This is a genomic window from Natrinema sp. 74 (genome assembly GCF_046097095.1).
In the GTDB taxonomy this organism is placed as follows: domain Archaea; phylum Halobacteriota; class Halobacteria; order Halobacteriales; family Natrialbaceae; genus Natrinema.
The window spans coordinates 3,508,440-3,532,567 of the sequence record NZ_CP175698.1; the positions used below are offsets into that span (position 1 = coordinate 3,508,440).

Below are 24,128 nucleotides of genomic sequence, written 5' to 3' on the forward strand. Positions count from 1 at the left end.
CGCTCAGGAGTGCTCCGTCGGCTTCTGAACGGCCGGATCGCCCTCGTACGTCACGGAGCCGAGTTCGGTGGTTTCGCCCGTCTCGGGATCCTTGATATACAACACGAACTCCGTCCCCGCCTCGAGGTCACCGCTCGAGCCGAGAACGACGTACTCCGTCTCCGACTGGTCGTTCTCGAATTCGGACTTCGCGAACATCCAGCTCTCCGACGTCGTCCAGTTGCCGTAATCGCTCTTGTAGAGTATCGATACGTCCTCGACGTTGCCGTCCGCCCCTTCGGAGATCTTCGGACGGTAGCCGCGGTAGGTCGTTCCGAGGACGGTAAACTCTGGCCACGTATTCGGGTTCCCCTCGAGCGTGAGGGTGACGTATACGAGGTTGTCCTGGTAGTCCCGCTCGAAGAGCGCCGTCGAGGAGAGTGTCGCGGAGAACGGCCCGCTGTTGCCGCCATCACCTCCGTTATTGGTGTCGGTTCCGCCGCTACCGGTACAGCCGGCGAGCGCAGCGGTAGTGCCGATAGAGAGTCCGATTCCCGTTCGCTTCAGAATCGTTCGACGTTGCATAGTACCCATCTCTATAGAGACATGTACCAAGTATTTACTGGCCCTATATAACATTCTCGAGAGGATCTAATTCGCACAAGGGAGCCGGGAAGAGATATTATATGATGATTCGAGACAGTGTACGAGGCTGCGTTCTTTGTCACGTGCGTGGTGACTGGTACGTGTGACGGTGCTCGCGGACTTCCGACAGCGAGCCAAAACTGATGCCGATCTACTAAGCGGAGCACAGACGCGGTTCGCACGGAACGAGAGCCGACTCGGTCGAGAAGCGGTTCGTCGGAACGCCAGAAGGAGACGCCCGTTCACGTGTGACCTGTTCCCGGCCCTCCTGGGCCGCGAAAGACCGAATCGCCTTTGCCGCCCCAACCCAACTGTCACGTAATGAGAGTTGCACAGCTCGGGTCGGGAACGCCGGAAATCGCGGTCGTCGCGGGCATCCACGGAGACGAACCCTGTGGCGTCAGAGCCGTCCAGCGACTGCTCGACGAACGCCCGACCGTCGAGCGCCCCGTCAAGCTCGTCGTCGCCAACGAGGCGGCCCTCGAGCGACAGGTACGGTTCGTCGACGAAGACCTGAACCGCGCGTTCCCGGGTGATCCGGATGCGATGACCCACGAAGGCCAACTCGCTCACGAACTCATCACCGAACTTGAGGACTGTCTGACCTTCTCGATGCACTCGACGCAGAGTCACGCGGACCCGTTTGCCATCGTCAAGGGTGTCACCGAGACGGCCGAAGAGATCGTTCCGCAACTCCCCGTCACGGCGATGGTCGAGACGAGCAACTTCGCCGAGGGACGACTCTTCTCGGCGATCAATACCGTCGAAGTCGAGTGTGGACTCCAGGGATCGGAGACGGCCGCGGAGAACGCCGACCGATTGACGCGGGCGTTTCTTACCGCGGTCGGCGTCCTCCCCGGTGACACCGTCCGCCGGAAGCTACCCGTCTATCGACTCACTGATGTCATCTGGAAGGAGCAGGCTGACACCTACGAGGTGTTCGTCGACAACTTCACCGAGGTCGAGGCCGGTTCGCCGTTTGCCGCGGCCGACGGCGACGAACAGATCGCCGAGGAGTCGTTCTATCCGGTCCTCATGTCGCCCAACGGGTATCAGGATGTCTTCGGTTACACCGCCGAGAAACTCGACGTGCTCGAGACTCCGGCGACGGCCGATTAGCGGACACGAGAGCGCCGAGGCTGTCGTATATGAACGTTCATTGAACCTAACGAGTGGCTTCTCGGCTCGAGATCTCGTCCTCTCAGTTCCATCTTCGGAACGCTGGAGGTTCGGCAGACGATTCTTCGCGCCTGCAGGGTCTGTATTCGGCATCGGTCGTTCTACTACGACCGAGAGTCGGAGCCGCTGGTGGATACACTGGCGCGAGTAATCGAGGTTCCGCTGCAAGCGAACTCGGTTTTGGACATCGGTCCCGAGAGTGCAGAGACACTTATCCGCGCGGGTAACTCATGTGGTGATTCGGTAACACGATTTTCCTCCCCCGCCCTGGTCCATACACTAGACTATCAGAAAAATACAACTAGAAATGTATTTATAGAATAGATTACCATCTGGTAATAGAGGGTTTAAAATGGCAGACGGAAAGGAAGCGGATAGCCGACTGCGGGACGCCGACTATCCGAACGGATTGACGGTGGGACTATGAGTGCGACGGACGACCTCGACGTGGAAGTGTCCCGCGTGAAGATCGCGGCCTTCGGACTACTGGTACTCGTCGTTGCCGTTCTCGCTTTACCGCTGATTCAGGGCGTTCTCTACTCGGTGGTTTTCGGTAATCCGAGTATTCTTCAGTGGGGATTCGTGTCGCTACTGATCGCTGGAGTCGCGATAAAGCGACAGAGCTATGCGTTGTTCATCCTCGCCGGTGCCGTGTTTCTCTTCCTTGGCCTTCTCATCGGCCCGGTAGTCGGTGGCACGTATGCGCACACTGATATGGCAAATCAGCTGCAGACCGACGCCAAGGAGGTAGACACGCTCCCCAATACCTCAACGGAGCACGTGAGAGTTCTCCCGCGGAGCGTAGCAGACAACTACGCCCAATCGTCAATGCAATACCCCCAGTACACGCTCAGTTCCTCAGATATCGCTTATCGGAACGGATCATATGCGTGGTCATATGCTCTCGAACCTGATAACCCGATGGTGTCTCTGTTGGGGCAGCAGAAAGGCGCGCTGTACGTGAACATGACCGGTACCGAAAAGCAAGTCAACGTCGAAGAGACCGAGTTCTCGAACGGCCGCGGCCAGCGATTCTTCGACTCGTATCGGTATCGCAGTATCCTCAAGTCTCCGTTTAAAAAACACAACTGGGATACGACGTTCAACGCTCGAGCGGACGGCGAATCGTATATCGTCCACTCGACGACCACGTATAAATGGAAGTTCAGACTGGGCCCGATCCCCCAGTTCTATGCCATCCCGGAGCACGGGTCAGTTGAGGTGATGTCTCCAAATGATGGAATCAAAAGTCTGACTCCAACGGAAGCACAGCAGTCGAGTCTCCTTCGGGGTCAAAATTTCTACCCATACGATATTGCGATGTTTAAGGTAAAGTCAATGCAGTATATTAACGGCCCCCTCAATAAGTGGTTCTGGAAAGAAGGCGTTTTGCAGGTCGCTGACCTTCCAGAAGACGGGAACGATTGGCCGATTGCCGTTCCGACGGACGGTGACTCTCCCGGCCTCACGTACTTTATCGCAACCGAGCCAACGGGATCTGGCAACGGAGTTTACGAGATCTGGACGATCGATGGACAGAGCGGGGAAGCCGCCGTTCGAACGTATAGTGAATCACAGATCGGACCACAGAAAGCGGTTGACTTCACTGAACGACGGTCGGAGGTGAATCGATTGTCGAACGCCGAAGCGATCGCACCGGTACCGGTTGTGAAAAATAAAACACTCTACTGGCACGTCAAGGTAGTCTCTCAGAGTCGGTCCGGAGTGATCTATACCGCGTTCGTGAACGCCGGAAGTGGTGATGTGACGCTTCTAGAGGGTACTGAACCGATCTATGCGTTCCTAACAGAATCGGAGGTCGAAGATATACAGAACGAAACCGAGGGCGGAGATGGAGGCGGTGGCATGGCGGTAACGGTGGTTGTCACCGATGCAGACGGTGAGATCGTCGGGACACGAAATATTACGGTTCCGAAAGGAGGCAACTTCGAAGTGAATGTAAACGACGAAACGACGACCAACTCGTCTACATAGTCCCACATTTCCCTTCTATCGATCCGTGGCGTGGCATGGAACAGCACGTCCATATCGAGGCAGTGCGGAAATCGTCCGCGAAAAAGGGTAGGTCGATATAGACTGCCAATCCGGTTATCCGCTCTCACCACGACCTTCTTTCACCGGAAAGGACATCTAACAGTGCTCGCGGTTCTCGTATGCTGGTAGTACAGTTTCCGGCCGAGTTCGCAAAACACCGACTTGCCTCGCGGTTCGTCTCTGACTGTTCCGTGTTCGGAGTCGAGTGCCGATGACGCAAAGCATATCCCCGTCACTGCCGTATGTGTGGGCATGGAATTCCCACCGAATCAGGGTCTCGATCAGGAGGAGGTCAACGAACGGGTCGCCGAGGCGATCGAGGAAAACGAGGTCGTCCTCTTTATGAAGGGGACGGAGCTCATGCCCCAGTGTGGCTACTCTCGCAAGGCGCTCGGCCTGCTCGACCACCACCGCGACGAGTTCGAGACCGTCGACGTCCTCGACTCGCTTGACGAGTTCCGACAGGCGCTGTCGGAACGCAGCGACTGGGAGACGATTCCACAGACGTTCGTCGACGGCGAGTTCGTCGGCGGTTCCGACGTGCTCGAGGAACTCGAGGAACGCGACGAACTCGCAGAAACGCTCAACACGGCCTGATCAGCCGCGTACGGTCGTCTCGGTTCCGACGACGCACGGTCGAAACCGCTCCCATATTTATATCGGCTGATATTTCACGGATCTAATAGCAGGTCATATAAGTCACGCCCTCGTACTAGGTGACCACGACTGTCGCCGTAGACACCTCCCCACTATGTCAACAGAGGAATCCAGACACGTATATCGGTTGCACTCGACGCTCGAACTGCCCCTCGAGGACCTCCGCGACCACATCGACGACGCGACGTTTCCTGATGGCGTCGACGATGTCGAGATTACTCGACGCAACAACACGCTCATCCTGAAGGCCGTCGCAGAGGACCAATCCGTCAGCAAGTATACGCCGACGGCCCAGCTCAAAGCCAGCGTCACGGAGAATCGAGTCTACGAGGAAGACCCCGACGAGCGGCGACAGAAGTCCTTCAGCTGGGACGAAGAGGAGGAAGAGGAAATCGAATCCGAACTCGTCGAGTTCGCCGCGTTCAAAGGCGACCGCGAGACCGTCCTCCAGAACTCGCTGTTACAGTATCAGATGTTTCTCGTCCTCTGTGGCATCGCCGAAGCCGCCGAGAAAGGAACTCTGACGGCGATTTCGGAACACGACGGTGACCTCGAGGCGACTCGTATCGTCGACGGTGAGGCCCGTCCCGCCGACATCGAAGTCGTCGAAGGGCCGCGTGACCGCGGCTCCGGACAGGGCGGCGTCAACTGGCGGGACAACAAGTTCATCTCGGACTGACGGATAGACGGACCGCCGGCGGAGCCACGGCCGGGCCGCTCCCGTGACGAATCGCGTGTCCGTTCTCCGGAGTCTGAACCCCTACCACTATCACGACCGGCGTTGACGCGGTCGGTTATGCCGACCGATGCCGATGCCGGCGATTCCACTCGTGTCGCGATTGCCTGTCAGGGAGGCGGTAGCCACACCGCGTTCACCGCAGGCGTGCTCAAACGTCTCCTTCGAGAGTGCGATACGAACGCATACGAACTCGTCGGCTTGAGTGGAACGTCCGGCGGGGCCGTCTGTGCCACCGCCGCCTGGTACGGACTGGCCGCAGACGGGACCGAACGCGCCATCACGACGCTCGATGCGGTGTGGCGCGACATCTCGGCACGGTCACCGTTCGAACAAGTCACCAACGCCTGGCTCGTCGCGGTCGCGCGATTCGCCGCACGCGGTGGGCCGCTACCGGTATTTAGCCCCTACGAACTCCCGGTTACCGACGTCGGCCGCGATCAATTTGTCGACACGCTCGAGGCGCACATCGAGTTCGAACAGTTTGCCACACTCGCGGACGTCGCGTCGGTGGATCTGATCCTCGGGGCGGCGGACGTGACCGGAGGCGAGTTCGACACCTTTCGTAACGAGGCGGTCACCGCGGAGACTGTCCTCGCGTCGGCGGCGATTCCGACGCTGTTCGAGGCGGTCGGAATCGACGACCGCTGGTACTGGGACGGGTTGTTCTCACAGAATCCGCCGATCCGGGATTTCCTAACGACGCCGCGGCGAGCGGCCGAGAAACCGGACGAAATCTGGATCGTCCAGATTAATCCCAGGCACCGCGAGGAGGTCCCGAAATCGCTGGAGGAGATCGCCGACCGGCGCAACGAACTGGCGGGCAATCTTTCGCTGTATCAGGAGGTCTACTTCATCGAGACGATCAATAAACTGATCGAGGCCGGGAGCCTCCCCGACGAGTACAAACCGATCACCGTCGAGTTCATCGATCTCGGAAGCGACTTGAGCGCATCGTCGAAAGTCGACCGCGATCCGGCGTTTATCGACCGGCTGATGCAACGCGGTCAGCGCCGCGCCGAGCAGTTTTGTGCAGGACGAAAATGAGGACGTGGTCCCGCTCCAATGCCGGATTCCCGCTGTCTATCCGCCATCTCTCTGAGCGGGAAGTGCTCGCATCGGTCTCGTCAGCGTCAATCGTCGGACGGGGCGTCGCTTCGTGACGTCGTGACGTAGACGCTCGGTTTTTGAACGATGAATTCCTCGATGAACGCGGTCACGAACACCGCCGTCTGGAACGATAGATAGAACCAGAGCGTCCCCGCTGCGAGGTATTCCCGGGGAGCGTGGGAAAAGCCGTCCCGCCAGTCCTGAAGGAAGACGAGTCCCGAGATAGACAGCGGCGCGATGGCGAGGAGTATCCAGAACAGCCACGCGTTCGGGACATACGGTGCCGTCTCGATTTCGGAAACGAACCGGAGTGCGGCCAGCGGAATGCCGACGACGACGAATACGGGAATGATCGCGTATGCGAACGTGTACGCGGCATCGATCTTGGCGCGCGTCGAGACTGCCGAGTTTCGGGGGAGTCGTGCGATGTACCGGACCGCGACCTGCATCCAACCTCGAGCCCACCGTTTGCGTTGGCTCCACCACGCGTCGAGCGTCGCCGGGTTTTCCTCGTACGTGATGATGCTTGGATCGACCACGAGTCGTTTTCCCGCCGCGTGGATCTTCGACGACATATCGATGTCTTCGACGAGGACCTCCTCGTCGAACTCGCCGAGTTCGTCGAACACGTCACGCCGGAAGAACGCCTGCCCGCCGCCGAAGATGGTGAATCCGCCGGCGACATGGCGCGCGAAGAGGTCCGCTTTCTCCGCGATGTGGCGCTCGACGGTCGCGTGGAGCGCGAGCAGCGAATCGTTGGGGTTGTCGCCGTAGCACCGCCCTTTCACGCACCAGATCTCGTCGTCGGATTCGAACCAAGCGACGGCACGGCGGATCGCGCCCGGATCGAAGCAGTGGTCGGCGTCGATACTCGAGATGATATCGTGGGACGCGTATCGAAGCGCGTAGTTGGTTGCCTTTGCCTTTCCGCCGCCGGGTTCGTCGCGTTCGACGGCCTTGAATCGGGGGTCGTCGGCCGCCGCCGTACGGCAGATCTCGCCCGTTCTGTCCGTCGACGCCGATTCGTAACAGAGGACCACCTCGAGTTTCTCGGCGGGATAGTCGAGGTTCTTGCAGGCCTCGATTGTCGCCGGCAAGACCGGTTCCTCGTTGTAGGCCGGAATAACGACGCTCACCGGCGGCAATTCGTCGTCGGTAAGCGACAGTGACGGCGTATCCGGCTGTCGAAACGAGAGCACGGCCGAGACGAGCGTTCGCCCGACGAGTCCGAGCAGCCCGAGCAACAAGAGCGTATTCAACAGCCGGGGAAACCTCCGATAGACGAGCGTCGGCGATAATACCACGGCCACGAGCAGCAGGGTGATCGACGCATAGAGCGTGATCATCCCGGCAGAAACGCTCGAGTCCTCGACGGTTTTCACGTCCATACCGTTGATGGTGTCGCTTTCCCACAAAAGCATACTGATATAAACGCGATGGTTCGGCCGCGGACTCGGGGGGTACAGGAGAGAAATAAGGAGGCGGAAGGACCGTGGTTTATTTTATCGAAATTAGTAAGCATACTATATTATAAGATACTATCCTGTCATATGGGCCTATATATAGCTCCCTGATCGCTCGACAAGAAATGCGCTCTCCGCATAAATGCTGTATTTATTACATCGAATGAGTACCGATCGATAGGGATGTCGAAGCGATCCGGGTGAGATCCGGTTAGATATCGACTCAGTCACGCTGAGTCCGATTGACATATTTCTCCCTCGAGACCGTACGAGCCGTCTATGGAAACCCCTCACAGTCGGCGGCGGTTCCTCGCGACCGCGGCCGTTGGTACGGCGGGGATCGTTGGATCCGCACTTCGATCGGCTGCGGTCGACCCGGAGTCTCGCGGCCGATCGAGCGCGACCGACCGATTGCCGGAGGTAGTCGAACTCGAGTCGGTGATCGACGGGGTCCAGTTTCCGGTGGCCATCGACTTCGACGCCGGTGCAGAGCGGCGGTACGTCGCCGAGCGCGACGGTCGGGTTCTCGTTCACGAGTCGAACGGACTCCGGGATGAGCCGCTCCTCGATCTGCGCGAGATCGTACTGACCGGCGGTGAACGCGGACTGCTGGGCATGGCGTTGCACCCCGAATTCGCCGAGAGCCGCAGACTGTTCGTCCATTTCAGCACGGCGCGTCGTCCCGATACGCCCGTCGATTTCGACCATACAGGCATCCTCGCGGCGTTCGAGGTGGCCGAGGACGGCTGGCAAGTGATCCGCGACTCCGGCCGCATCGTCCTCGAGATCCCCCAGCCGGCGGAGTTCCACAACGGCGGCGGACTCGCGTTCGGGCCGGATGGCGCTCTCTACGTCGGCGTCGGCGCGGGCGGTGGTGGCGGCGGCGGTGGTCAAGACGTTACGACGGACTTTCTGGGGAGCGTCCTCCGTCTCGACGTCGACGAGCGGACGACGGACCTGGCCTACGCCGTTCCCGAGGACAACCCCCTTGTCGGCCGCGAAGGGCTTGACGAGTACTACGCGTGGGGCTTTCGAAACCCCTGGCGGCTGTCGTTCGACGGTGACGACTGCTTCGTCGCCGACGTCGGCGAGAGCGACTACGAAGAGGTGAATCTCGTCGAGAAAGGCGGAAACTACGGCTGGAACGCGTGGGAAGGACGACACTGCCGTCGGTCTGACGGGTGTTCGGCGGTCCCCGCTGAGCATGGTTGGATCGGCGAACGGTTCCGTGATCCGATCATCGAATATCCACATGCGCCGGCCGACGCCGCCGTAAGCGGTGTCTCCGTCATCGGCGGCCACGTCTATCGGGGCACGGCACTGCCAGCCCTCGAGAGCGCATACGTGTTCGGCGACCTCGCGCCGGCGGGGCGACTGTTCGCCGCCGTCCGCCCTGACGACGGTGGGCGATGGCCGACGACGACCCTCGAAATTGCCGACGAAGCGCGCCTCGAGAATCTGTTTTCGTTCGGCCGCGACGACGACGGCGAACTGTACGCGCTCGGAGCCGGACCCGACGGAGGCGGTGTCTTTCGCGTCGCCCCCGCGTGAGCGCCGCTCGTCCGCCTTCCGCCGTCGCGCTCTCTGATTCGCTCACGAGACACCGTCGCCGACGGGTGTTGGATCGTGCCGATTCCGACCGATCCAGCCGTCGATAGACGTTTGCTCCCCGACGCCGAACGACGGTCATGACCGATCCAGGACCGTACGCGCTCGTCGGCCGCCTCGCCGTCGCGGCCTTCGTGATGATTGCCCCGACGCTGTGTTTTCTGGGGCTGGTTCGGGGCCTCGAGCGCCTGCGCGACGACGACCTCGTCAACGAGTGGGCGCGAAAACGGGGGTACGACGGCGACCGCGAAATCACGGCCTCAGACGACGTGTACTCTGCGCTCGCGACCGAACTTGGCGTCGAGGCCGACGGCTCGTCGACCGTCCGGTGTTCGGCCTGTGGAACGGTAAACCGGCCCAGTGTGAGTCACTGTCACGGGTGTCAGTCCCGACTCTCGTCGCCGTAGATTGATCCGGGCGTTGGTCCTCGACTCGCGGACGCACTCGAAAACAGACGGACGCCGTTGACGTCCGTGCTTCGATCTCGCGCCCTTCTCCGTCTCGACCGGCGACCGACCGATAGATTCGAATACGATGCCGTCGTCGGTCGTCTCACGGTCGGGTACACGTCCGTCCGAATTCCCTTCGTGCTCTCCGATCTCGCGCGGCGTCCGAACTCTCGACAGTCCTTTCCGGCGACCCAAAGAATTTACATCCCCTAATTATATCTAATTACGAGATGGCCGAGAACTTCCCCGACTACATCGACGTCGACTACGAGGACGGCGACGGCGAAGACCCCGAAGACTATCCGCACATCCAGGACAAGATCGAAAAGGCGATCGAGGTCACCCGCGAGGGCCTAGAGGAGTACGAGAACCCGGCGGTCATGTGGACCGGCGGCAAGGACTCGACGCTCACGCTGTACTTCATCAAAGAGGTCGCCGACCGCTTCGACCTCGAGGTACCGCCCGCGGTGTTCATCGACCACTACCAGCACTTCGACGAAATCCACGACTTCGTCGACCACTGGGCCGACGAGTGGGACCTCGAGGTCATCTACGCGCGCAACGAGGACGTCGGCGGCTACGCCGAGGAACACGACTTAGAGCCCGGCGACGACATCGACATTTCCGAACTCTCTGAACACAACCAGCACCACGTCCGCGACATCCTCGAGTACGAGGAAGACGAGTTCCCGTTCCTGCTCGACACCTACGTCGGCAACCACCTGCTGAAGACGGTCGCGCTCAACGACGCGCTCGAGGAGTACGACATCGACGGCGTCATCTCCGGCGTCCGCTGGGACGAGCAGGAGGCCCGCGCCGACGAGACGTTCTTCTCGCCGCGTCACGACCCCGACATCTACCCGCCCCACGACCGCATCCAGCCCATCCTGCAGTTCGACGAGGCCGCCGTCTGGGAGGCCTTCTGGAACTTCGTGGTGCCGGACACCGTCGAGAACTTCCCCGAGGAGGGCTACGTCCCCGAGAGCGACGACGACCTCCCCGAGGGCGTCGCACAGGACGACATTCCGATCTCGCCGAAGTACTTCGCCGGCTTCCGCTCGCTGGGCAGCGAAGTGAGTACCGAAAAGAGCGACGAAGACCCCGCGTGGCTCCAGGACCTCGAGGGGACGACCGAGCGCGCGGGCCGCGCCCAGGACAAGGAGGACCTGATGGAGCGCCTGCGCGATCTGGGTTACATGTAGGCCGCCCGTAGACGAGGATCGCTCGATAGCTACCCCGGTTTTCTCGGTTCGACCGACTCGAGAGCCACGGCTCCGTCGCTCATCGACTATCATCTGACCGTAAGCGCTGTGACCGTTGGTCCTGAACCCGATCCGTCGTTACCGGCCCACTGCGCGGTACTCTCCGTGTTTGAGTCCGAGTCCGAACATGATAAGTGCGAAGACGATCATCGACGGCGCGACCATCATCAACACGGTGTTCGTGCTCATACCCATTGGTGCGGCGATTAGACCGACGACACCGATCGCGATAATGGCGACGAACGCAGCGGCCGTCGTGGGAAGGTCGAATTCCATAGCCGACAGTTCGGAGTCGGAGGCCTAATGATATCGGGAATCGGCAGGCCGTTCCAACGCTGGGGCAAAACTAAAGGGGGAGTTACTCCGACGGCCGAACGAGATTCGCCAGCGCGACCATCGTCCCGAGGAACCAGCCCAACGGGAACGAGATGCCGAGCCACATCGCGGCGTAGGCCGGCCCCTCGAGGCTGAAGTTGCCCCGGAGGTAGTCGTTGACGCCGCCGACGACGAGTACGTTGTCGAGGGCCCAGGCCGCAAAGTCGTAGCTGGGATCGAGGACGTACGGGTGGAGCGACGGCGTCATGAGCGCGGCGACGACCGGCGGCAGGAATAGCGCCGTCATCGCGAAGGGGTAGGCGAAGGTGACCGTCACCGCGCGGCCGCCTTTCTTGGCACACGTCGCGGCGAGTGCGGTCGACACCGTCGCAACGCCGCTGGCCGCGGCGACCGCGATGACGGCCTTAAGGGGGATGTCGACTTGACTCATGTACGACATCGCGCCCCAGGCGATCGTCAGCAGGCCCCAGCCGAGCAGCGCGACGGCCGTGACACCGACGATGCCGAGGCGGGTTCGGGTCGAATCGAGCTTCGCCGCGTAAAAGCGGGTCGCGAGGCCGAGAACGGTCAGCGGATAGAGGACGAGCAAGCCGATGAGTCCGAGCGTACTCCAGCCGTGATAGCCGATCTTCTGCGGGAGAGTCTCGGGCTTCCACTTGCCCATGACGGAGTGGCCGCGGCCGCGTTGCCTGGGGAAGACGATCTCCATCCAAGCACCGTGTAACCGCTGAACGTCGGCCCTGATCGCGCCGACGAACCCACCACTGCCACCTCGTTGTGAGCGGGTAGACATACGCGAGCCAAACGGCCGGTGTACCGTAAACTTTCCTGCTTTTTCTTCGCAACCGACAGGTAGGTAGCCAATCGAAAAACGAGCGTCTCGATCGCCGAGCGACGGCGAAGTATCAGTTCCAGGGGGCGAAGTCGGGGTCGACTTCGCGGTTCGTTTCGTCGATCGCGTCGATCGCGTTGATGTCCTCCCGGTCGAGTTCGACGGTCAGCGACTCCCAGTTGTCGCGGATGTGTTCCGCGCCGGTCGCCTTCGGGATCGTCGTGACGCCCGTTTCGCGTGCCCAGGCGAGGCTGACCTGCGCCTCGGTGACGTCGTGTTTCTCCGCGATCTCCTGAATCTCGGGCTGGTTGAACACCTGCCCGCGGGCCAGCGGCGAGTAGCCGACGACCTCGATATCGTAGGTGTCGCAGGTTTCGCGGATCTCCTCCTGGGGAAGCATCGGGTGGAGTTCGACCTGATTCGCGAAGATCGGCGCGTCGCAGACGTCGACGGCGACCTCGAGGTCCTCGGGGAGGAAGTTGCTGACCCCGACGTTCTCGATCAGCCCCTCGTTGTACAGTTCAGAGAGGGCCGATAGCGTCTCTTCGGGGTCGTACTCGCCGGACGGCCAGTGGACGTACAGCAGATCGAGGTACTCGACGCCGAGGCGGTCGAGGCTGGCACGGGCCGTCTCGAGGACATCGTCGTGGGAGAGATTCGAAATCCAGAGCTTGGTCGCGAGGAAGATATCCTCGCGGTCGACGTCCGCCGCCGCGATGCCCTCGCCGACGGCCTCCTCGTTGCCGTAAGCCTGCGCGGTGTCGATGTGGCGGTAGCCCGTCTCGAGGGCCGTTCGGACGCTCTCGGCGCACTGTTCAGCGTCGTCGTTCTGCCAGGTGCCGAGTCCGAGCATCGGCATGCCGCCGGCGGTCGGACACGTCCCTGGAGCGATCGCATCAGCGTCTTCAGTTGCCATGTGCGACCGGAGGGGGAGAGCGTGAAAATGGGTTTGGGTACCGGTCAGGGGTTCGGGTTACGACACCGAAATCCCGGAATAGACGTTTCGTGGTGGCTGGTAACGCCACTCAACGGGGATGGCCGTCACTCGTACAGGTGGTCCCAGGGTCGTTCGCGCTCGAGGGCCGCGCTCGCCGCGAGGACGTCGTCATCGTCGAATCGGCGACCGACGAGCTGGAGGCCGACGGGGTGGCCGCGATCGGTCAGCCCCGCGGGGGCGGAGGCGACGGGATGGCCGGTCCAGTTGAACGGCCAGGTCATCGGCCACTCCCAGGCCTCGGCCCCGAGGTCGGCGTGGAGTCCCACGTCGGCACGCGAGAGCGTCGGCGTCACGAGCAGATCGTAGTCGGTCAACACGTTCTGGACGGCGTCGTAGACGCCCGTCCTGACGATTCCGGAGCGAGCGACGTCCGCGGGGCCGTGCTCGTCGGCGACGTGGAGCATCGCGAGCAGGCTGTCGGAGGCCTCGTCGGATCGCTCACGGAAATCGACCTCGTGGGCCTCCTCGACGACCGTCGCGCTCTCGAGGACGGAAGTCGTGTACGCCGGCATCGCGGCCTCGCTCAGGTCGGCCATCGAGTAGCCGTGGTCGACCGAAATCTCCTCGACCGTCGCGCCGGCTGCGTCGAGCGCGTCGACCGCCTCATCGACGACCGCTTGCACCTCCTCGGCGACCGGAAAAGCGTCGAGATCGGGACTGTACGCGATCCGGTAGTCGTCGATCGGTCGCTCGAGCGCGCCGCGGTAATCGATCTCGATCGGAACGCTGTTCGGATCGGCGGGATGCGGACCGTCCATCACCGACAGCATGAGCGCGGCGTCTTCGACGGTGCGGGTCATCGGCCCCTTCGTCGTGTGCTGGAGTTCCCGGCCGAACGCGCTCGGCCGGCCGTCGTCGGGGACCAGCCCGAACGTCGGCTTGAAGCCGTAGACGCCGCAGGCCGCGGCCGGAATGCGAAGCGAGCCGCCTGCGTCGCTGCCCGTCGCGATGGGTGTCATACGGGCACCGATGGCCGCCGCCGAGCCGCCGGAGGAGCCGCCCGCGTTCAGGTCGGTGTCGATCGGCGACGCCGTCGCACCGATCACTTCGTTGTCGGTCGTCCCCTTGTGGCCCAGCGCCGGCGTGTTCGTCTTCCCGATCACGATCGCGCCGGCATCCTCGAGTCGCTCGACGATCGCCGCCGTCCGATCGGCGACGTGATCCGACAACAGCGCCGAGCCGTACGTGTGGCGGATCCCCTCCTTCTCTGCGCCGAGGTCCTTCAGCGCCAGCGGGACGCCGTGGAGTGGCCCCACGTCGTCGCCGTCTTCCAGTTTTCTGTCGGCCTCGGCCGCGGCCTCGAGCGCGTGGTCTTCACAGACCGTAACGTAGGCGTTGATCTCGTTGTCGCGCTCGTCGATCCGCTCGAGGTGGGCCTCGACGGCTTCGGTGGCCGTCGTGTCCCCGGCTCGGATTCGGTCGGCGAGCGTCGCTGCGGAGAGTCGCGTGAGGTCCGTTTCGCGTGACATACCGCTAGGACCACCCGATGTCGTGATATACGTTAGCTTGACTTTCGGGATGACGTGGCGTGAATCGTAGCTCGTCGTCGGTCGACGTTCGAGCGCGACATCGAGCGTTCGGCGATAGATCGAAGCGGAACCCGCTTCCAGCAGAGAAGAGCACGGCTTCGTTATGCAACAGTAGGTGTGAAACCGAATTAGCGAGCTTGGTAATTATACGTGCGCACTGAACAATCGTCTCTAGTTCAAGAATCGAGTCACCCTTTTACAGATTACTAATGTAGACCACCTATGGCGCTTGACGATGCCCTTGCCCAATTTAGTAAACTCCTCGAAGGAGACAGGATAACCGGAAAGCAGGCGGGGCTCATAATCCTCGTCTGGATGGGGCCGTCGCCCTCTTTGGATTAATATCCTATATTATAGTATTCATGCTAATTGGATTTTGACCGTTTCTATTTCATGTTTGTCACCTATACCGAGCGCGAACTTCGCAGCACGCTCTAAAGAAAGCGTATTACCGACTACTGGTACATTCGGAGCGGCTGAGCCTGCGAACTCTCGTCCCGATCGATCGCCTGCATCTGCTGGGCCAGTTGCTCCCGTTTCGTGCGGATTTCCTCGGCGTGATCGATCAGGTCACCCACGTCCACCTCGAGGTCGGCGAGCGGCCCAATCCCGTCCTCGAGCAGGACGCTCGCGGCCTCGGGGTCGGGGAACTGCGGGTCACATTGGACGACGAGCGCGAGCGAGTCGTGGTCCTCGCGGGCGGCGGCATTGATGAGCGCACCGGTCGGACCGGTGATGATGCCGTCCTCCGGCGGGATCGAAATCTCGCCGGCCTCGAGTCGGTCGCCGCCGTCGCCGGTCGCGACGCCGTAGAGGGTGGGTCGGTCGTCGTCGCGCTCGGCGGGGAGGCCGCTGAGATAGATCGGCGTGGCTCCCTGAGAGACGATCCAGCCGGTCAGACAGTCGGCGACGCGCTCGACCGCCGCAGACGCGATCGGCACGTCGCTCTGGAGTGCGAGCAGGCCATGTTCCTCGCTGACGTAGAGGCGGACCGGCGGCCGCGCCGTCCGGTCGCCGCCGCGGTAGACTCCTACCTTGGCCAGTCCCTCGCAGTGGACGCTGGCGTAGTAGCGCATCTCGAGTTCGTCGACGAGGTGGTCGGTCGCGATCTTCCCGACGAGGCCCACCCCCGGGAATCCCTCGACGAGCATCGGGTTCTCGAGGTCGACGTCCGGCCCCTGCAGGCGAACTTCTGCCATGCTTCGAGAGAGGAGCGTGGGACGCATAAGCTCGAGGGCAGGTGATAACACGAGTCATACTCGGTTATCTAAATCGCGATTTTACGAATTCGAGACCTGTAGACCGATTTGCGATGAGGATCCCGTGCCGACCGCTTCGAAACCCACAAACACCGGCCGCCCGAATCCGCGGTCAATGGAGCCACTCGAGCGGTATCGATCGATCATCGGCGACTTCGACGCCTTTCTCGCGGCCTGCGAGCGGCCGCTTGGCAACGCCGTCCGCGTGAACACGATCAAGGCCTCGGTCGAACGGACGCTCGAGGCCCTCGAGCGGGAGGGTGTCGGCTACGAGCAGGCCGACTGGAACCCCCGCGTACTCGACCTCGAGACCGACTCGCCGGGGTCGACGTGGACCTCCTTCCACGGCTTCACCCACGGCCAGGAGGAGGTCTCCGCGGTGCCGCCGGTCGTCCTCGATCCCGAGCCCGACGAGCGGGTCTGGGACTGCTGTGCGGCTCCCGGCGGGAAGGCGACCCAGCTCGCGGCGCTGATGGACGACCGCGGGACGGTCGTCGCGAACGACAACAACCTCGGGCGCATCTCGGCGCTCCGATTTAACGCCGAGCGCCTCGGCGCGACCAGTCTCGCCGTGACCAACGCGGACGCGCGCAACTACTCGCTCGGGCGGTTCGACTTCGACGAATTCGACCGCACCCTCGTCGATGCGCCCTGTTCGTGCGAGGGGACGATCCGGAAGAATCCCGATGCGCTGGACAACTGGTCCGAGGGCCACATCTCCTCGGTCGCGGGCATTCAGAAGGGAATCATCCGGCGAGCGATCCAGGCCACCCGCGAGGGCGGCACGGTCGTCTACTCGACGTGTACCTTCGCGCCCGAGGAGAACGAGGCCGTCGTCCAGCACGCACTGGACGAGGAGGACTGTCGCGTCGTCGATTTCGATCTGGGGCTCGAGCACGCCCCTGGACTGACCGCGTGGGACGGCGAAGAGTTCGACTCGAGTCTCGAACGGGCCGCCCGAATCTACCCGCACCAGAACGACACCGGCGGCTTCTTCGTCGCGAAACTGGAGGTGACCGCCGAATGAGCGGCGGACGCGACGGGGACGGCGGCTCCGAGCCGGAGACGAACGACGGCCAGCGGTTCGATCGACTGCCCGCGACCGCGGCCGAGCGGACCGTCGAAGGCCGGGCCACGCGCGAAGCGGTCGTCGACTACTTCGCGGATCGGTTCGCCATTCCGCCGGAAACGTTCGACGACTACACCTTCTGGGAGAAGGGCGCGGGCAAAATCTGGATTTACGCGGGCGATGCCCCGACGCCGATCGAGATCGAAGCGATCGGAATGACCTGTCTCCGTACCAGACAGGAACACTGGAAGCCCACGACCGACTTCGCCCAGCGTTTCGGCCGGGCTGCCACCGAGTGCGTGATCGACCTCGAGCGCGAGGAGGCCCGCCGGTTCGCCGCGGGCGAAGATCAGGAACTCGAGCGGTGGGACGGCGACTGGGGGTATCTCGTCGCGGCTCACAGCGTTGCAGGAGAACGCGAACCCCTCGGTATCGGCCTCTACGTCCATGGCGAACTGCGCTCGATGGTGCCAAAGGGCCGACAGCGCGACCTCGAGGCGTAACGACGCGACGAGGTCGGTATCGATCCCGGCCGCGGATCACCGGCAACCGACGCGTCAGGACGCCTGCATCATCTCGCGACACGATTCGGCGCACTCTTCGACGACGTCGGCACAGACCTGACAGTGGTCGTGGTCGTGGCGCTGACACTCCTCGGCGCACTCCTCTGCGGCGCCGGCGGTCGCTTCGGTGAGTTCGTCGCTGTAGTTGGAGTTGCGTGCCATGAAGCGAGCGTGGTCGCTGGCGAGGTCGGCCACGTCCCGACAGAGGCGGATACACCGGGACATGTCCATGTCCTCGTCGAGACACTGATCGGCACACCATTCGCAGGCCTGCACGGCTTCGAAGCAGTTGTCGATACACTCTCGCTCGGTGTCAGTCAGTTCGAGTTCGGCTAGTGCCATCGCACGAACGCCACAGTAGCTACGAGAAAGGGTGTTGTGCCTTCGATTTCACCCTCGATCAGATTGGCGTTAGGCCCCCATCTCGGAGCCCATCTTCGCGGGATTCATCATCCCTTCCTTGACGCCGGCGTAGATGAGTAGGAGGTTGACCGGATACGCCGCGATCAGCCCCATCGTGAGCGAGAAGACGAGACCGGTCCAGAACAGCACCTCTCCCATCCCGGCCTCGCCGGCAAGCCAGATGTCGACGCTGATGGCGACGATTTCCATTACGGTGATACTCGCCGTCTCCGAGTAAAACGCGTCCCAGATCGCCTCGCGCAGGCCGACGCCTTCCTGCATCAGCGGCCCGACCGTCAGCGCGTAGCCGAACAGATACGCCAGCGCGAACGTGAGGACGACGGTGCCGGTCGTCTTGAACGCCAGTAACCCGACCGCGATAGAGACGCCGAGGACTTCCCCGGTGCCACAGCCCGAGTAGCAGTGGCTGACCGACCGGAACCCTTTCCGCCAGAACGAGTCGTGGTCGATCTGCGTCCGCCCCGACCACCAGTAGCCGGCGAGACCGATCGGCCCGGAGTACAACACGGTAAAGCCCCAGACGAACATCATCAGGCTCTTGAGCTCCGAGTTGTTCGTCCGAAGGTCCCACGCGAGAACGGCTACCGAAACGGCGACGATGACTCCCCACGCTACGAGATACGTGGGGTTCGTCAGGAGGTTCTGTAGCGTCTGCTGGAGCGCCATGTTCGTCACCAGGCACTCGAGCGGGACGGCGATTCGGCTTGCGTGATTCGGCTTTCGCAAGCAGTGCAGGTGGGGGACCGACCGCCAAGTGTGTCCGCTTAGAACGGAGGCGACAACCGGAAGCGAAGACGACCGACAGAGGTGCCGCTGAAACGATTTGTACACTGCTCGCAATGCCGTTCAGCGATCAGCTGTACAGTGACGTTCAGTGGCTCTCCATTACGACGGCACAGGTGGCAGCGTTACCTCGTCGATCCAGAACGCTTCGACGGCACGGCCGATGTCGGCGAACTCGTCGGGGTCGGTCGGCTTCGTGAGGTACGCGTTCGCACAGAGATCGTAACTCTTGACGATGTCCTCCGTCGCCTCCGAACTCGTGAGGACGAGGACGGGCAGCGATGCCAGTTTCGGATCGTCCTTGATCGCCTCGAGTACGTCGAACCCGCTCGTTCGTGGGAGGTTCAGATCGAGCAACATCAGGTCGAGATCCGGCCCCGAATCGGCGGCGACCTGATTCTGCAGAAACTCGAGGGCAGTGTCGCCGTCGGTCATCGTATGAAACGTCACTGTGAATTCCACTGATTCGAACGCTTCTCGTATCAGGCGAACGTCGCCGGGGTTGTCTTCGACGAGTAGAACGTCGACCGAATCGCGAGCAGACTGTTGGGACACGATACGTTTTATCAGTGGGACGTCGGGCCAATAAGGCCGGTTGCAAAGCACGTTGGGTGACATCCTCCTACGACGCACGCCGTGGGCTTCCCGAGGTTCGTCTGTCACTCCCGCAGTCCAGATGGGGGAGAATCAGCGGGTTGCGTGTTGTCACCCACTGGCCCTGTCACGAGGCCGATACTCGTACCCGTCGTAGGCTTCAAGTTGTCTGGGCGGTTTACGACAGCCGGAACGGACGGCTCACTGTTCGATGAGGCAGACACCGGGTCAACTGCCAGGTATCCTTTCAAACCACCAACAGTGGCACTAATACAATCACTTTGCGGTGCGTATCCCACGACTGAAGACGTGGGAGTTGGGCCTGCTACACGATCACCGGAACCGGGGCTCGAGGCCGAGCCAAAATCGATCGCCGAGTCACCACCCCGCCGGCGGGAGACGCCCGGTTAGTCCCGTTTTGCGATCGTTCCGCCGGCGAGCCCGTCCCAGTCGACCCGGTAGCCCAGTCGGGAGAGGACCGCACTCGAGTCGGCGATGCCGTACTCGTCGAACGCGGCGTCAGCGTCGGCGAGGTCCATCCCGGGTTCGATCGCGGCGGCCAGCGACTCGAGGATGGCGGGTCGGATTAGCGTCCGGCCGACGCGTTCGTGCTCGGGGAAGGATTTGTCCGCGAGCGCGTCCGCGCTCACGCCGTAGCGCTCGGCCAGCGCGTCGAGCGCGATCGCGTTTTCGTCCGGTCGCAACGCGTCGGGGATCCGAGCCGCGCTCTCGGCGACCAGTTGGCGCTCGTACTCCCGGAGGACGTCCGCGACGTCTTTGACTCGGACCGACTTCGAGTAGGGAATCGCCCGGTGGTCGCGGGCGGTGATCTCCTCGCCGACACCCAGTGATTCGTCGACGGCGACCAGCATATCCACGTCCTCGAGATCGGCCAGTTGAGAGAGCTTCTTCTCGACGTACTCGGGCGTCCAAAAGCCCATGATTTCGAAGTAGACCCGGAAGTCACGGTCGCGCGTCGCGCTCCCTGCTCCCGCGTCGGCACCGTCGATATCGGGAACGCCGTGTGCGTACTCGAAGGCGAAGTCCGGGATCATCACCCGCGTCCCCGTCGCGAGCGGCTCCGGTTCGCGCACGAGGTCCCAGTCGAGGTCCAGCCGCGAGAATCGACCGGCGAAGTCGGCCTCGACGCCGCTGTCGAACGACACGTCCGCAACCGGCTCGGCGTCGGGCACCCGGATCGGATCCCCGTCGGACAGTTCGAGCGTCCGTTCGGTGCCCCGATCGTCGATCGTCGCCTCGAGCCGCCACTCGTCGGCGCTCGCGACCGTCCGCAGGAGCCGCGCGAAGCGGGTGCCGTATCGTCGGCTGGCGCGAAAGAGACGCGTCGGCCCGGTGACGACGACGTCGCGCTCCGGGATGCGATCGTTTCCGGCCGCAGAACCGTCCTCGAGTCGCCGGATCTCGTACATTAGCTGCAGGCGCTTGATCGCCGAGATCAGCGCTTTCGGATCGCTCGATCGAACGCGCACCTCGGTGGCGTCGAACAGCGCCGTTTGCGCCAGCGAGAGGTTGTACTGCGCGATGAGTCCGTCGGGGTCCCAGCGCGGCTCGACCGCCGTCAGGACCTGCCGTTCCTCGAGATCGGCGTAGAGCGCGGTCTCGAGGTCGTCCACCGGGACACCCAGTGACTCGGCCGCGCGAACGAGCGCCATCGCCCGCTCATCCTCGGAGACGACGCCGACCGCCTCGGCGGCCTCGAATACGGCCTTTCGAGCCCGCTCGGGCTCGAGTTCGGCGTCCGTCTCGACGGTCGCTTCTCGCTCGAGCAGGGCCGCGAGCCCGCGCGCAAGCTTGAAATCGTCCGCGTCGCGCTCGAGGTCGGTCAGCGCCGCCTCGAGAGTTGCGCGCGGTTCGCCGACGTGGCCCTGATACGTGCCGATGACGCGGGCCGCGAGCGGGCGGTGTTCGCGGGCGGCGAACTGCGGGTGGTACCCCCCGCCGGCCCGCGAGACGCGCAACAGGTCCTTCGTCAGCATCTATCTCGAGTCGGCGCGCCGTCGGCAAAAGTAGCCCGGACGGCGGTGGAGGCTCGGATGTGACGGGTCGATCGAACGCGGCCGCGTCGGAATCCCGTCGTTCAGGCAACGCGGTTACGGCCGACCAGCCCCGAACGACTTTATGGACGATTCGGAGCTCCGAATCGCGTACGAAACCCACGACGGCGTTCGGGAACTGATCGACTGCATCCGGTACACCCTCGAGGGGATCAGCCTCGATTTCGACCGGTGGGACGACCGGTACGTCAAGGGGCCCGGGATGTACGTCGCCGTCGTCACCGGGCCGACGGTCGCGGACTTCGCGGATCCGATGGGCCACAATAAGTGGCCGACGGACCGCTGTCGGGCGGTCTGTCTCGATCTCGAGACCTTCTTTCGGACGGCCCAGGACGTTGCGATGACGCGAGACGGCGCGATCGTCGTCAGCGTCGACGGCGTCGTTCAGGAGCAGATGGTTCGGTTTCGTGATCTCGTTTTCGGCGACCTCGAGGACGAAGACAGCGGACGCACCGAGTACGAAGATTGGATGGGGTCGCGACACATGAGCGCGTTAGACACCTCCCAACGAGCGAACGTGATCGCGACGGTGACGCTGAGCGAGGAGACCGGCCGCGTGACGATTTTCAAGCGCGGCTCGTTCGACACCGCCGAGCGGTCGGAACTCGGCGGCGAGTGGAACCCCCGTACGTACTCGTGATTGGTGGGGAAACCGCTGCCGGAGACTCTCACCTCCTCGAGGGTCGGCTGTGTACACGCTCGTCTGCTTGGCGACCGACAAGTCGGCGTTCCGTCACGACGAGTCTTGTCCCGGTGCCTCGCCGTTCTCGCAGTCCGTGATATACCCCTGTGCCTGCGGATGGTCGGGATAGAGGTTCAAGACGGTCTCCATCTTCGCTGTGGCCGTCTCGCAGTCGCCTCGCCAGTAGGCTTCGAGGCCGGCCTCGTAGGCGGCCTGCATCTCGCCGGTCTCGTTTTTGATACCGCGTTCGGATAGGAACCCCTTGGCGATCTCGATTGGAAGCCCGAACTGAATGTCTTGGATCTGTACGTCGGTCGGGCTGAACGTCGCGACGCCGACGACTTCGCCGTCACTGTTGTACATCGGACCGCCGCTGTTGCCGCCGTTGATCGCCGCGTCGGTCTGAATCGAGTTGACGCCGGTGTTGAGCGTCCGTCGTGCGCTGACGATCCCGGTCGTCATCGTCGGCTCGAGAGTGGTGCTCTTATCGGCGAAGAATTCGTCGATGCCGATGTCGGGATATCCGACGACGTAGAGTTCCTCACCGGTGTTGAGATCGTTTGCGCTTCCGAGCGTCACCGTCGGGAGGTTTTCGCCGTCGATATCCAGAATCGCGATGTCACGACCCATAGACGGCTCGCCACTGACCTCCTTGTAGACGGTCCCCTCGGTCGCGACGTCTGCGGACCAGCTTTCGACCTTGAGATCGTCGTCGGTCGTCGCCCGTCCGTTCAGGACAGACACCGATTCGGAGACGGTGCCCAGACTGCCGTTCTCTCGATAGTACTCCATGATCTCTTCATAGAGTTTCTGTCTCGCTTTCTCCCGCTGATCTGCGGACAGGTTCTCACTCGCGGCCAGTTCTTGCTTGATCGCTTCGCTCTGGCTCACTGCGAATCGTTCGAAAACCGTTTCTTTGGGGTTTTGATGCGTTCCGACGACGTGTGCGTTCGTCACAACGATGCCATCAGGCGAGACGATAAAGCCGGAGCCCACCGCCCCGCTCTTGACGGATTCGCGTTTCGTCGTACCGTTCTGTTTGGAAACCGCGATCATGCTATCGGCCACCGCAACGGGGCCGCGCTGATCGGATTCTGCTTTCGTCTGTTGATAGGTGATTTGGCGCTCTCCGCCCTCGTAAAACTCCAGAGCCGGCGGTGATCTCCCGCTCTGGATCGCGTACTGCATCCTCGCTGAGGACCCCGAGTCGTACTCGAGAAAGAGCATGTTATCCCGCGTCGCGTAGCCGCCGCGGTAGGTCGTCCCCGAGTTCTCCAGAACGAACCGTCGATCGTACGAGAAGTGGACCCGTCTGTTCGTCGTTTCCCAGACGCCGAGGAGGGCCGGGTCGACAACGTCGATCCATCGGACCGACGGCCACGTGACCGTCCCGTCGACGACGTGGCGAACGTTCGTTATCGCGGCCTCGTCGCGCTGAATGATCCGGCTCTCAACGTTCGGTAGGTCCGGCACTGCGTCGGACGCCGACTCACCGTTGGTCGTTTCGTTCCCGGTCTCCGGATCAGACTCGGTATCTGATGATCCGCTACAGCCTGCGATGGCAGCCGTTCCGACAGCCGACGCGGCTCGCAATAGCCGACGCCGGGCGATCGGCCCGTCCTCCGTATACATAAGATACGGCCACTTTCGAAGTAAGGGATAAGTTACCTTCGGCCGCTTCACGGTTATCGTCCGACCTTCGAATGCCTCGAGCCGGTCGTAGTTCGATGCGGACGCCCGCTACATGCCAGCGAGCCGATCGCACGATTCGCGTTCGGCAACTCGAACCGCGTAGACGTGACCGACCGGACGCAAAGCGGCAACCGGCACGTGGTTCGGTCAG

General features: G+C 62.5%; 23 protein-coding genes. 11 read left to right on the plus strand and 12 right to left on the minus strand.

The genetic code is table 11. The annotated features are described in order from the left end of the window. Window positions 1-3: 3 nt before the first annotated feature. Window positions 4-564, minus strand: a complete 561-nt coding sequence (locus ACJ70B_RS17475; RefSeq protein WP_408958263.1) for a hypothetical protein — start codon at window positions 562-564, stop codon at window positions 4-6. Window positions 565-945: 381 nt separating this feature from the next. On the opposite strand from ACJ70B_RS17475, the gene ACJ70B_RS17480 reads away from it, so the two are divergent. The 5 genes from ACJ70B_RS17480 to ACJ70B_RS17500 all read left to right on the plus strand — a co-directional run bounded on the left by ACJ70B_RS17480 (window position 946) and on the right by ACJ70B_RS17500 (window position 6,298). After that, a complete protein-coding gene (locus ACJ70B_RS17480) occupies window positions 946-1,743 on the plus strand; it encodes a succinylglutamate desuccinylase/aspartoacylase family protein (protein WP_408958264.1) in 798 nt (265 codons plus the stop codon). Window positions 1,744-2,226: 483 nt separating this feature from the next. After that, window positions 2,227-3,798, plus strand: a complete 1,572-nt coding sequence (locus ACJ70B_RS17485) for a hypothetical protein (protein WP_408958265.1) — start codon at window positions 2,227-2,229, stop codon at window positions 3,796-3,798. Window positions 3,799-4,110: 312 nt separating this feature from the next. Further along, a complete protein-coding gene (locus ACJ70B_RS17490; protein WP_408958266.1) occupies window positions 4,111-4,455 on the plus strand; it encodes a glutaredoxin family protein in 345 nt (114 codons plus the stop codon). A 154-nt stretch (window positions 4,456-4,609) separates the two neighbouring features. After that, entirely contained in the window at window positions 4,610-5,194 is a 585-nt protein-coding gene (locus tag ACJ70B_RS17495; RefSeq protein ID WP_408958267.1) for a hypothetical protein, read from the plus strand. Window positions 5,195-5,311: 117 nt separating this feature from the next. Continuing rightward, window positions 5,312-6,298, plus strand: coding sequence for a patatin-like phospholipase family protein (locus ACJ70B_RS17500; protein ID WP_408958268.1), 987 nt, complete (start codon window positions 5,312-5,314; stop codon window positions 6,296-6,298). Between the two features lie 86 nt (window positions 6,299-6,384). Here the strand turns inward: ACJ70B_RS17500 and ACJ70B_RS17505 are convergent, their stop codons facing one another. Continuing rightward, window positions 6,385-7,749, minus strand: a complete 1,365-nt coding sequence (locus tag ACJ70B_RS17505) for a glycosyltransferase (protein WP_408958269.1) — start codon at window positions 7,747-7,749, stop codon at window positions 6,385-6,387. A 354-nt stretch (window positions 7,750-8,103) separates the two neighbouring features. Here ACJ70B_RS17505 and ACJ70B_RS17510 point away from each other — a divergent pair, with 354 nt between their 5' ends. The 3 genes from ACJ70B_RS17510 to ACJ70B_RS17520 all read left to right on the plus strand — a co-directional run bounded on the left by ACJ70B_RS17510 (window position 8,104) and on the right by ACJ70B_RS17520 (window position 11,083). After that, a complete protein-coding gene (locus tag ACJ70B_RS17510) occupies window positions 8,104-9,375 on the plus strand; it encodes a PQQ-dependent sugar dehydrogenase (RefSeq protein ID WP_408958270.1) in 1,272 nt (423 codons plus the stop codon). Between the two features lie 137 nt (window positions 9,376-9,512). Beyond that, the gene (locus ACJ70B_RS17515; RefSeq protein WP_408958271.1) at window positions 9,513-9,839 is read left to right on the plus strand and encodes a zinc finger domain-containing protein; all 327 of its coding nucleotides are present in this window, start codon (window positions 9,513-9,515) and stop codon (window positions 9,837-9,839) included. A 272-nt stretch (window positions 9,840-10,111) separates the two neighbouring features. Then, the gene (locus ACJ70B_RS17520; protein WP_408958272.1) at window positions 10,112-11,083 is read left to right on the plus strand and encodes a phosphoadenosine phosphosulfate reductase family protein; all 972 of its coding nucleotides are present in this window, start codon (window positions 10,112-10,114) and stop codon (window positions 11,081-11,083) included. A 138-nt stretch (window positions 11,084-11,221) separates the two neighbouring features. Here ACJ70B_RS17520 and ACJ70B_RS17525 read toward each other — a convergent pair whose 3' ends face one another. The 5 genes from ACJ70B_RS17525 to ACJ70B_RS17545 all read right to left on the minus strand — a co-directional run bounded on the left by ACJ70B_RS17525 (window position 11,222) and on the right by ACJ70B_RS17545 (window position 16,036). Beyond that, complete coding sequence (locus ACJ70B_RS17525; RefSeq protein ID WP_408958273.1) at window positions 11,222-11,419, minus strand: hypothetical protein; 198 nt, start codon at window positions 11,417-11,419, stop codon at window positions 11,222-11,224. Between the two features lie 82 nt (window positions 11,420-11,501). Continuing rightward, entirely contained in the window at window positions 11,502-12,272 is a 771-nt protein-coding gene (locus ACJ70B_RS17530; protein WP_408958274.1) for a hypothetical protein, read from the minus strand. Window positions 12,273-12,384: 112 nt separating this feature from the next. After that, on the minus strand, window positions 12,385-13,227 hold the full coding sequence (locus ACJ70B_RS17535) for an aldo/keto reductase (RefSeq protein ID WP_408958275.1): 843 nt from the start codon (window positions 13,225-13,227) through the stop codon (window positions 12,385-12,387). Window positions 13,228-13,352: 125 nt separating this feature from the next. Then, window positions 13,353-14,777 carry an amidase gene (locus ACJ70B_RS17540; RefSeq protein ID WP_408958276.1) on the minus strand — a complete coding sequence of 475 codons (1,425 nt, stop codon included), beginning with the start codon at window positions 14,775-14,777 and terminating at the stop codon, window positions 13,353-13,355. A gap of 515 nt (window positions 14,778-15,292) precedes the next feature. Further along, a complete protein-coding gene (locus ACJ70B_RS17545) occupies window positions 15,293-16,036 on the minus strand; it encodes a proteasome assembly chaperone family protein (RefSeq protein WP_408958277.1) in 744 nt (247 codons plus the stop codon). A gap of 175 nt (window positions 16,037-16,211) precedes the next feature. Between ACJ70B_RS17545 and ACJ70B_RS17550 the strand changes: the two genes are divergently transcribed. Next, entirely contained in the window at window positions 16,212-17,123 is a 912-nt protein-coding gene (locus tag ACJ70B_RS17550; RefSeq protein ID WP_408958278.1) for an NOL1/NOP2/sun family putative RNA methylase, read from the plus strand. After that, entirely contained in the window at window positions 17,120-17,668 is a 549-nt protein-coding gene (locus tag ACJ70B_RS17555; protein WP_408958279.1) for a hypothetical protein, read from the plus strand. Before ACJ70B_RS17550 ends, ACJ70B_RS17555 begins: the two co-directional genes overlap by 4 nt. 54 nt (window positions 17,669-17,722) lie before the next feature. Here ACJ70B_RS17555 and ACJ70B_RS17560 read toward each other — a convergent pair whose 3' ends face one another. The 4 genes from ACJ70B_RS17560 to ACJ70B_RS17575 all read right to left on the minus strand — a co-directional run bounded on the left by ACJ70B_RS17560 (window position 17,723) and on the right by ACJ70B_RS17575 (window position 21,525). Next, window positions 17,723-18,070 carry a four-helix bundle copper-binding protein gene (locus ACJ70B_RS17560; protein ID WP_408958280.1) on the minus strand — a complete coding sequence of 116 codons (348 nt, stop codon included), beginning with the start codon at window positions 18,068-18,070 and terminating at the stop codon, window positions 17,723-17,725. A gap of 69 nt (window positions 18,071-18,139) precedes the next feature. Next, entirely contained in the window at window positions 18,140-18,817 is a 678-nt protein-coding gene (locus tag ACJ70B_RS17565) for a DUF4396 domain-containing protein (protein ID WP_408958281.1), read from the minus strand. A 219-nt stretch (window positions 18,818-19,036) separates the two neighbouring features. Beyond that, window positions 19,037-19,489: a response regulator gene (locus tag ACJ70B_RS17570; RefSeq protein WP_408958282.1), complete on the minus strand. Its 453-nt coding sequence runs from the start codon at window positions 19,487-19,489 to the stop codon at window positions 19,037-19,039. A gap of 446 nt (window positions 19,490-19,935) precedes the next feature. Then, window positions 19,936-21,525, minus strand: coding sequence for a DUF790 family protein (locus tag ACJ70B_RS17575; protein WP_408958283.1), 1,590 nt, complete (start codon window positions 21,523-21,525; stop codon window positions 19,936-19,938). 142 nt (window positions 21,526-21,667) lie between these two features. On the opposite strand from ACJ70B_RS17575, the gene ACJ70B_RS17580 reads away from it, so the two are divergent. Continuing rightward, window positions 21,668-22,243 (plus strand): hypothetical protein, encoded by a 576-nt coding sequence (locus ACJ70B_RS17580; RefSeq protein WP_408958284.1) that lies wholly within the window; start codon window positions 21,668-21,670, stop codon window positions 22,241-22,243. A gap of 93 nt (window positions 22,244-22,336) precedes the next feature. Here ACJ70B_RS17580 and ACJ70B_RS17585 read toward each other — a convergent pair whose 3' ends face one another. Continuing rightward, a complete protein-coding gene (locus ACJ70B_RS17585) occupies window positions 22,337-23,917 on the minus strand; it encodes a trypsin-like peptidase domain-containing protein (protein ID WP_408958285.1) in 1,581 nt (526 codons plus the stop codon). Window positions 23,918-24,128: the final 211 nt, after the last annotated feature.

Coding starts and splice junctions, on each gene's coding strand:
- ACJ70B_RS17475 (WP_408958263.1), bottom strand. CDS start 564: ATGCAACGTCGAACGATTCTGAAGCGAACGGGAATCGGACTCTCTATC.
- ACJ70B_RS17480 (WP_408958264.1), top strand. CDS start 946: ATGAGAGTTGCACAGCTCGGGTCGGGAACGCCGGAAATCGCGGTCGTC.
- ACJ70B_RS17485 (WP_408958265.1), top strand. CDS start 2,227: ATGAGTGCGACGGACGACCTCGACGTGGAAGTGTCCCGCGTGAAGATC.
- ACJ70B_RS17490 (WP_408958266.1), top strand. CDS start 4,111: ATGGAATTCCCACCGAATCAGGGTCTCGATCAGGAGGAGGTCAACGAA.
- ACJ70B_RS17495 (WP_408958267.1), top strand. CDS start 4,610: ATGTCAACAGAGGAATCCAGACACGTATATCGGTTGCACTCGACGCTC.
- ACJ70B_RS17500 (WP_408958268.1), top strand. CDS start 5,312: ATGCCGACCGATGCCGATGCCGGCGATTCCACTCGTGTCGCGATTGCC.
- ACJ70B_RS17505 (WP_408958269.1), bottom strand. CDS start 7,749: ATGGACGTGAAAACCGTCGAGGACTCGAGCGTTTCTGCCGGGATGATC.
- ACJ70B_RS17510 (WP_408958270.1), top strand. CDS start 8,104: ATGGAAACCCCTCACAGTCGGCGGCGGTTCCTCGCGACCGCGGCCGTT.
- ACJ70B_RS17515 (WP_408958271.1), top strand. CDS start 9,513: ATGACCGATCCAGGACCGTACGCGCTCGTCGGCCGCCTCGCCGTCGCG.
- ACJ70B_RS17520 (WP_408958272.1), top strand. CDS start 10,112: ATGGCCGAGAACTTCCCCGACTACATCGACGTCGACTACGAGGACGGC.
- ACJ70B_RS17525 (WP_408958273.1), bottom strand. CDS start 11,419: ATGGAATTCGACCTTCCCACGACGGCCGCTGCGTTCGTCGCCATTATC.
- ACJ70B_RS17530 (WP_408958274.1), bottom strand. CDS start 12,272: ATGTCTACCCGCTCACAACGAGGTGGCAGTGGTGGGTTCGTCGGCGCG.
- ACJ70B_RS17535 (WP_408958275.1), bottom strand. CDS start 13,227: ATGGCAACTGAAGACGCTGATGCGATCGCTCCAGGGACGTGTCCGACC.
- ACJ70B_RS17540 (WP_408958276.1), bottom strand. CDS start 14,777: ATGTCACGCGAAACGGACCTCACGCGACTCTCCGCAGCGACGCTCGCC.
- ACJ70B_RS17545 (WP_408958277.1), bottom strand. CDS start 16,036: ATGGCAGAAGTTCGCCTGCAGGGGCCGGACGTCGACCTCGAGAACCCG.
- ACJ70B_RS17550 (WP_408958278.1), top strand. CDS start 16,212: ATGGAGCCACTCGAGCGGTATCGATCGATCATCGGCGACTTCGACGCC.
- ACJ70B_RS17555 (WP_408958279.1), top strand. CDS start 17,120: ATGAGCGGCGGACGCGACGGGGACGGCGGCTCCGAGCCGGAGACGAAC.
- ACJ70B_RS17560 (WP_408958280.1), bottom strand. CDS start 18,070: ATGGCACTAGCCGAACTCGAACTGACTGACACCGAGCGAGAGTGTATC.
- ACJ70B_RS17565 (WP_408958281.1), bottom strand. CDS start 18,817: ATGGCGCTCCAGCAGACGCTACAGAACCTCCTGACGAACCCCACGTAT.
- ACJ70B_RS17575 (WP_408958283.1), bottom strand. CDS start 21,525: ATGCTGACGAAGGACCTGTTGCGCGTCTCGCGGGCCGGCGGGGGGTAC.
- ACJ70B_RS17580 (WP_408958284.1), top strand. CDS start 21,668: ATGGACGATTCGGAGCTCCGAATCGCGTACGAAACCCACGACGGCGTT.
- ACJ70B_RS17585 (WP_408958285.1), bottom strand. CDS start 23,917: ATGTATACGGAGGACGGGCCGATCGCCCGGCGTCGGCTATTGCGAGCC.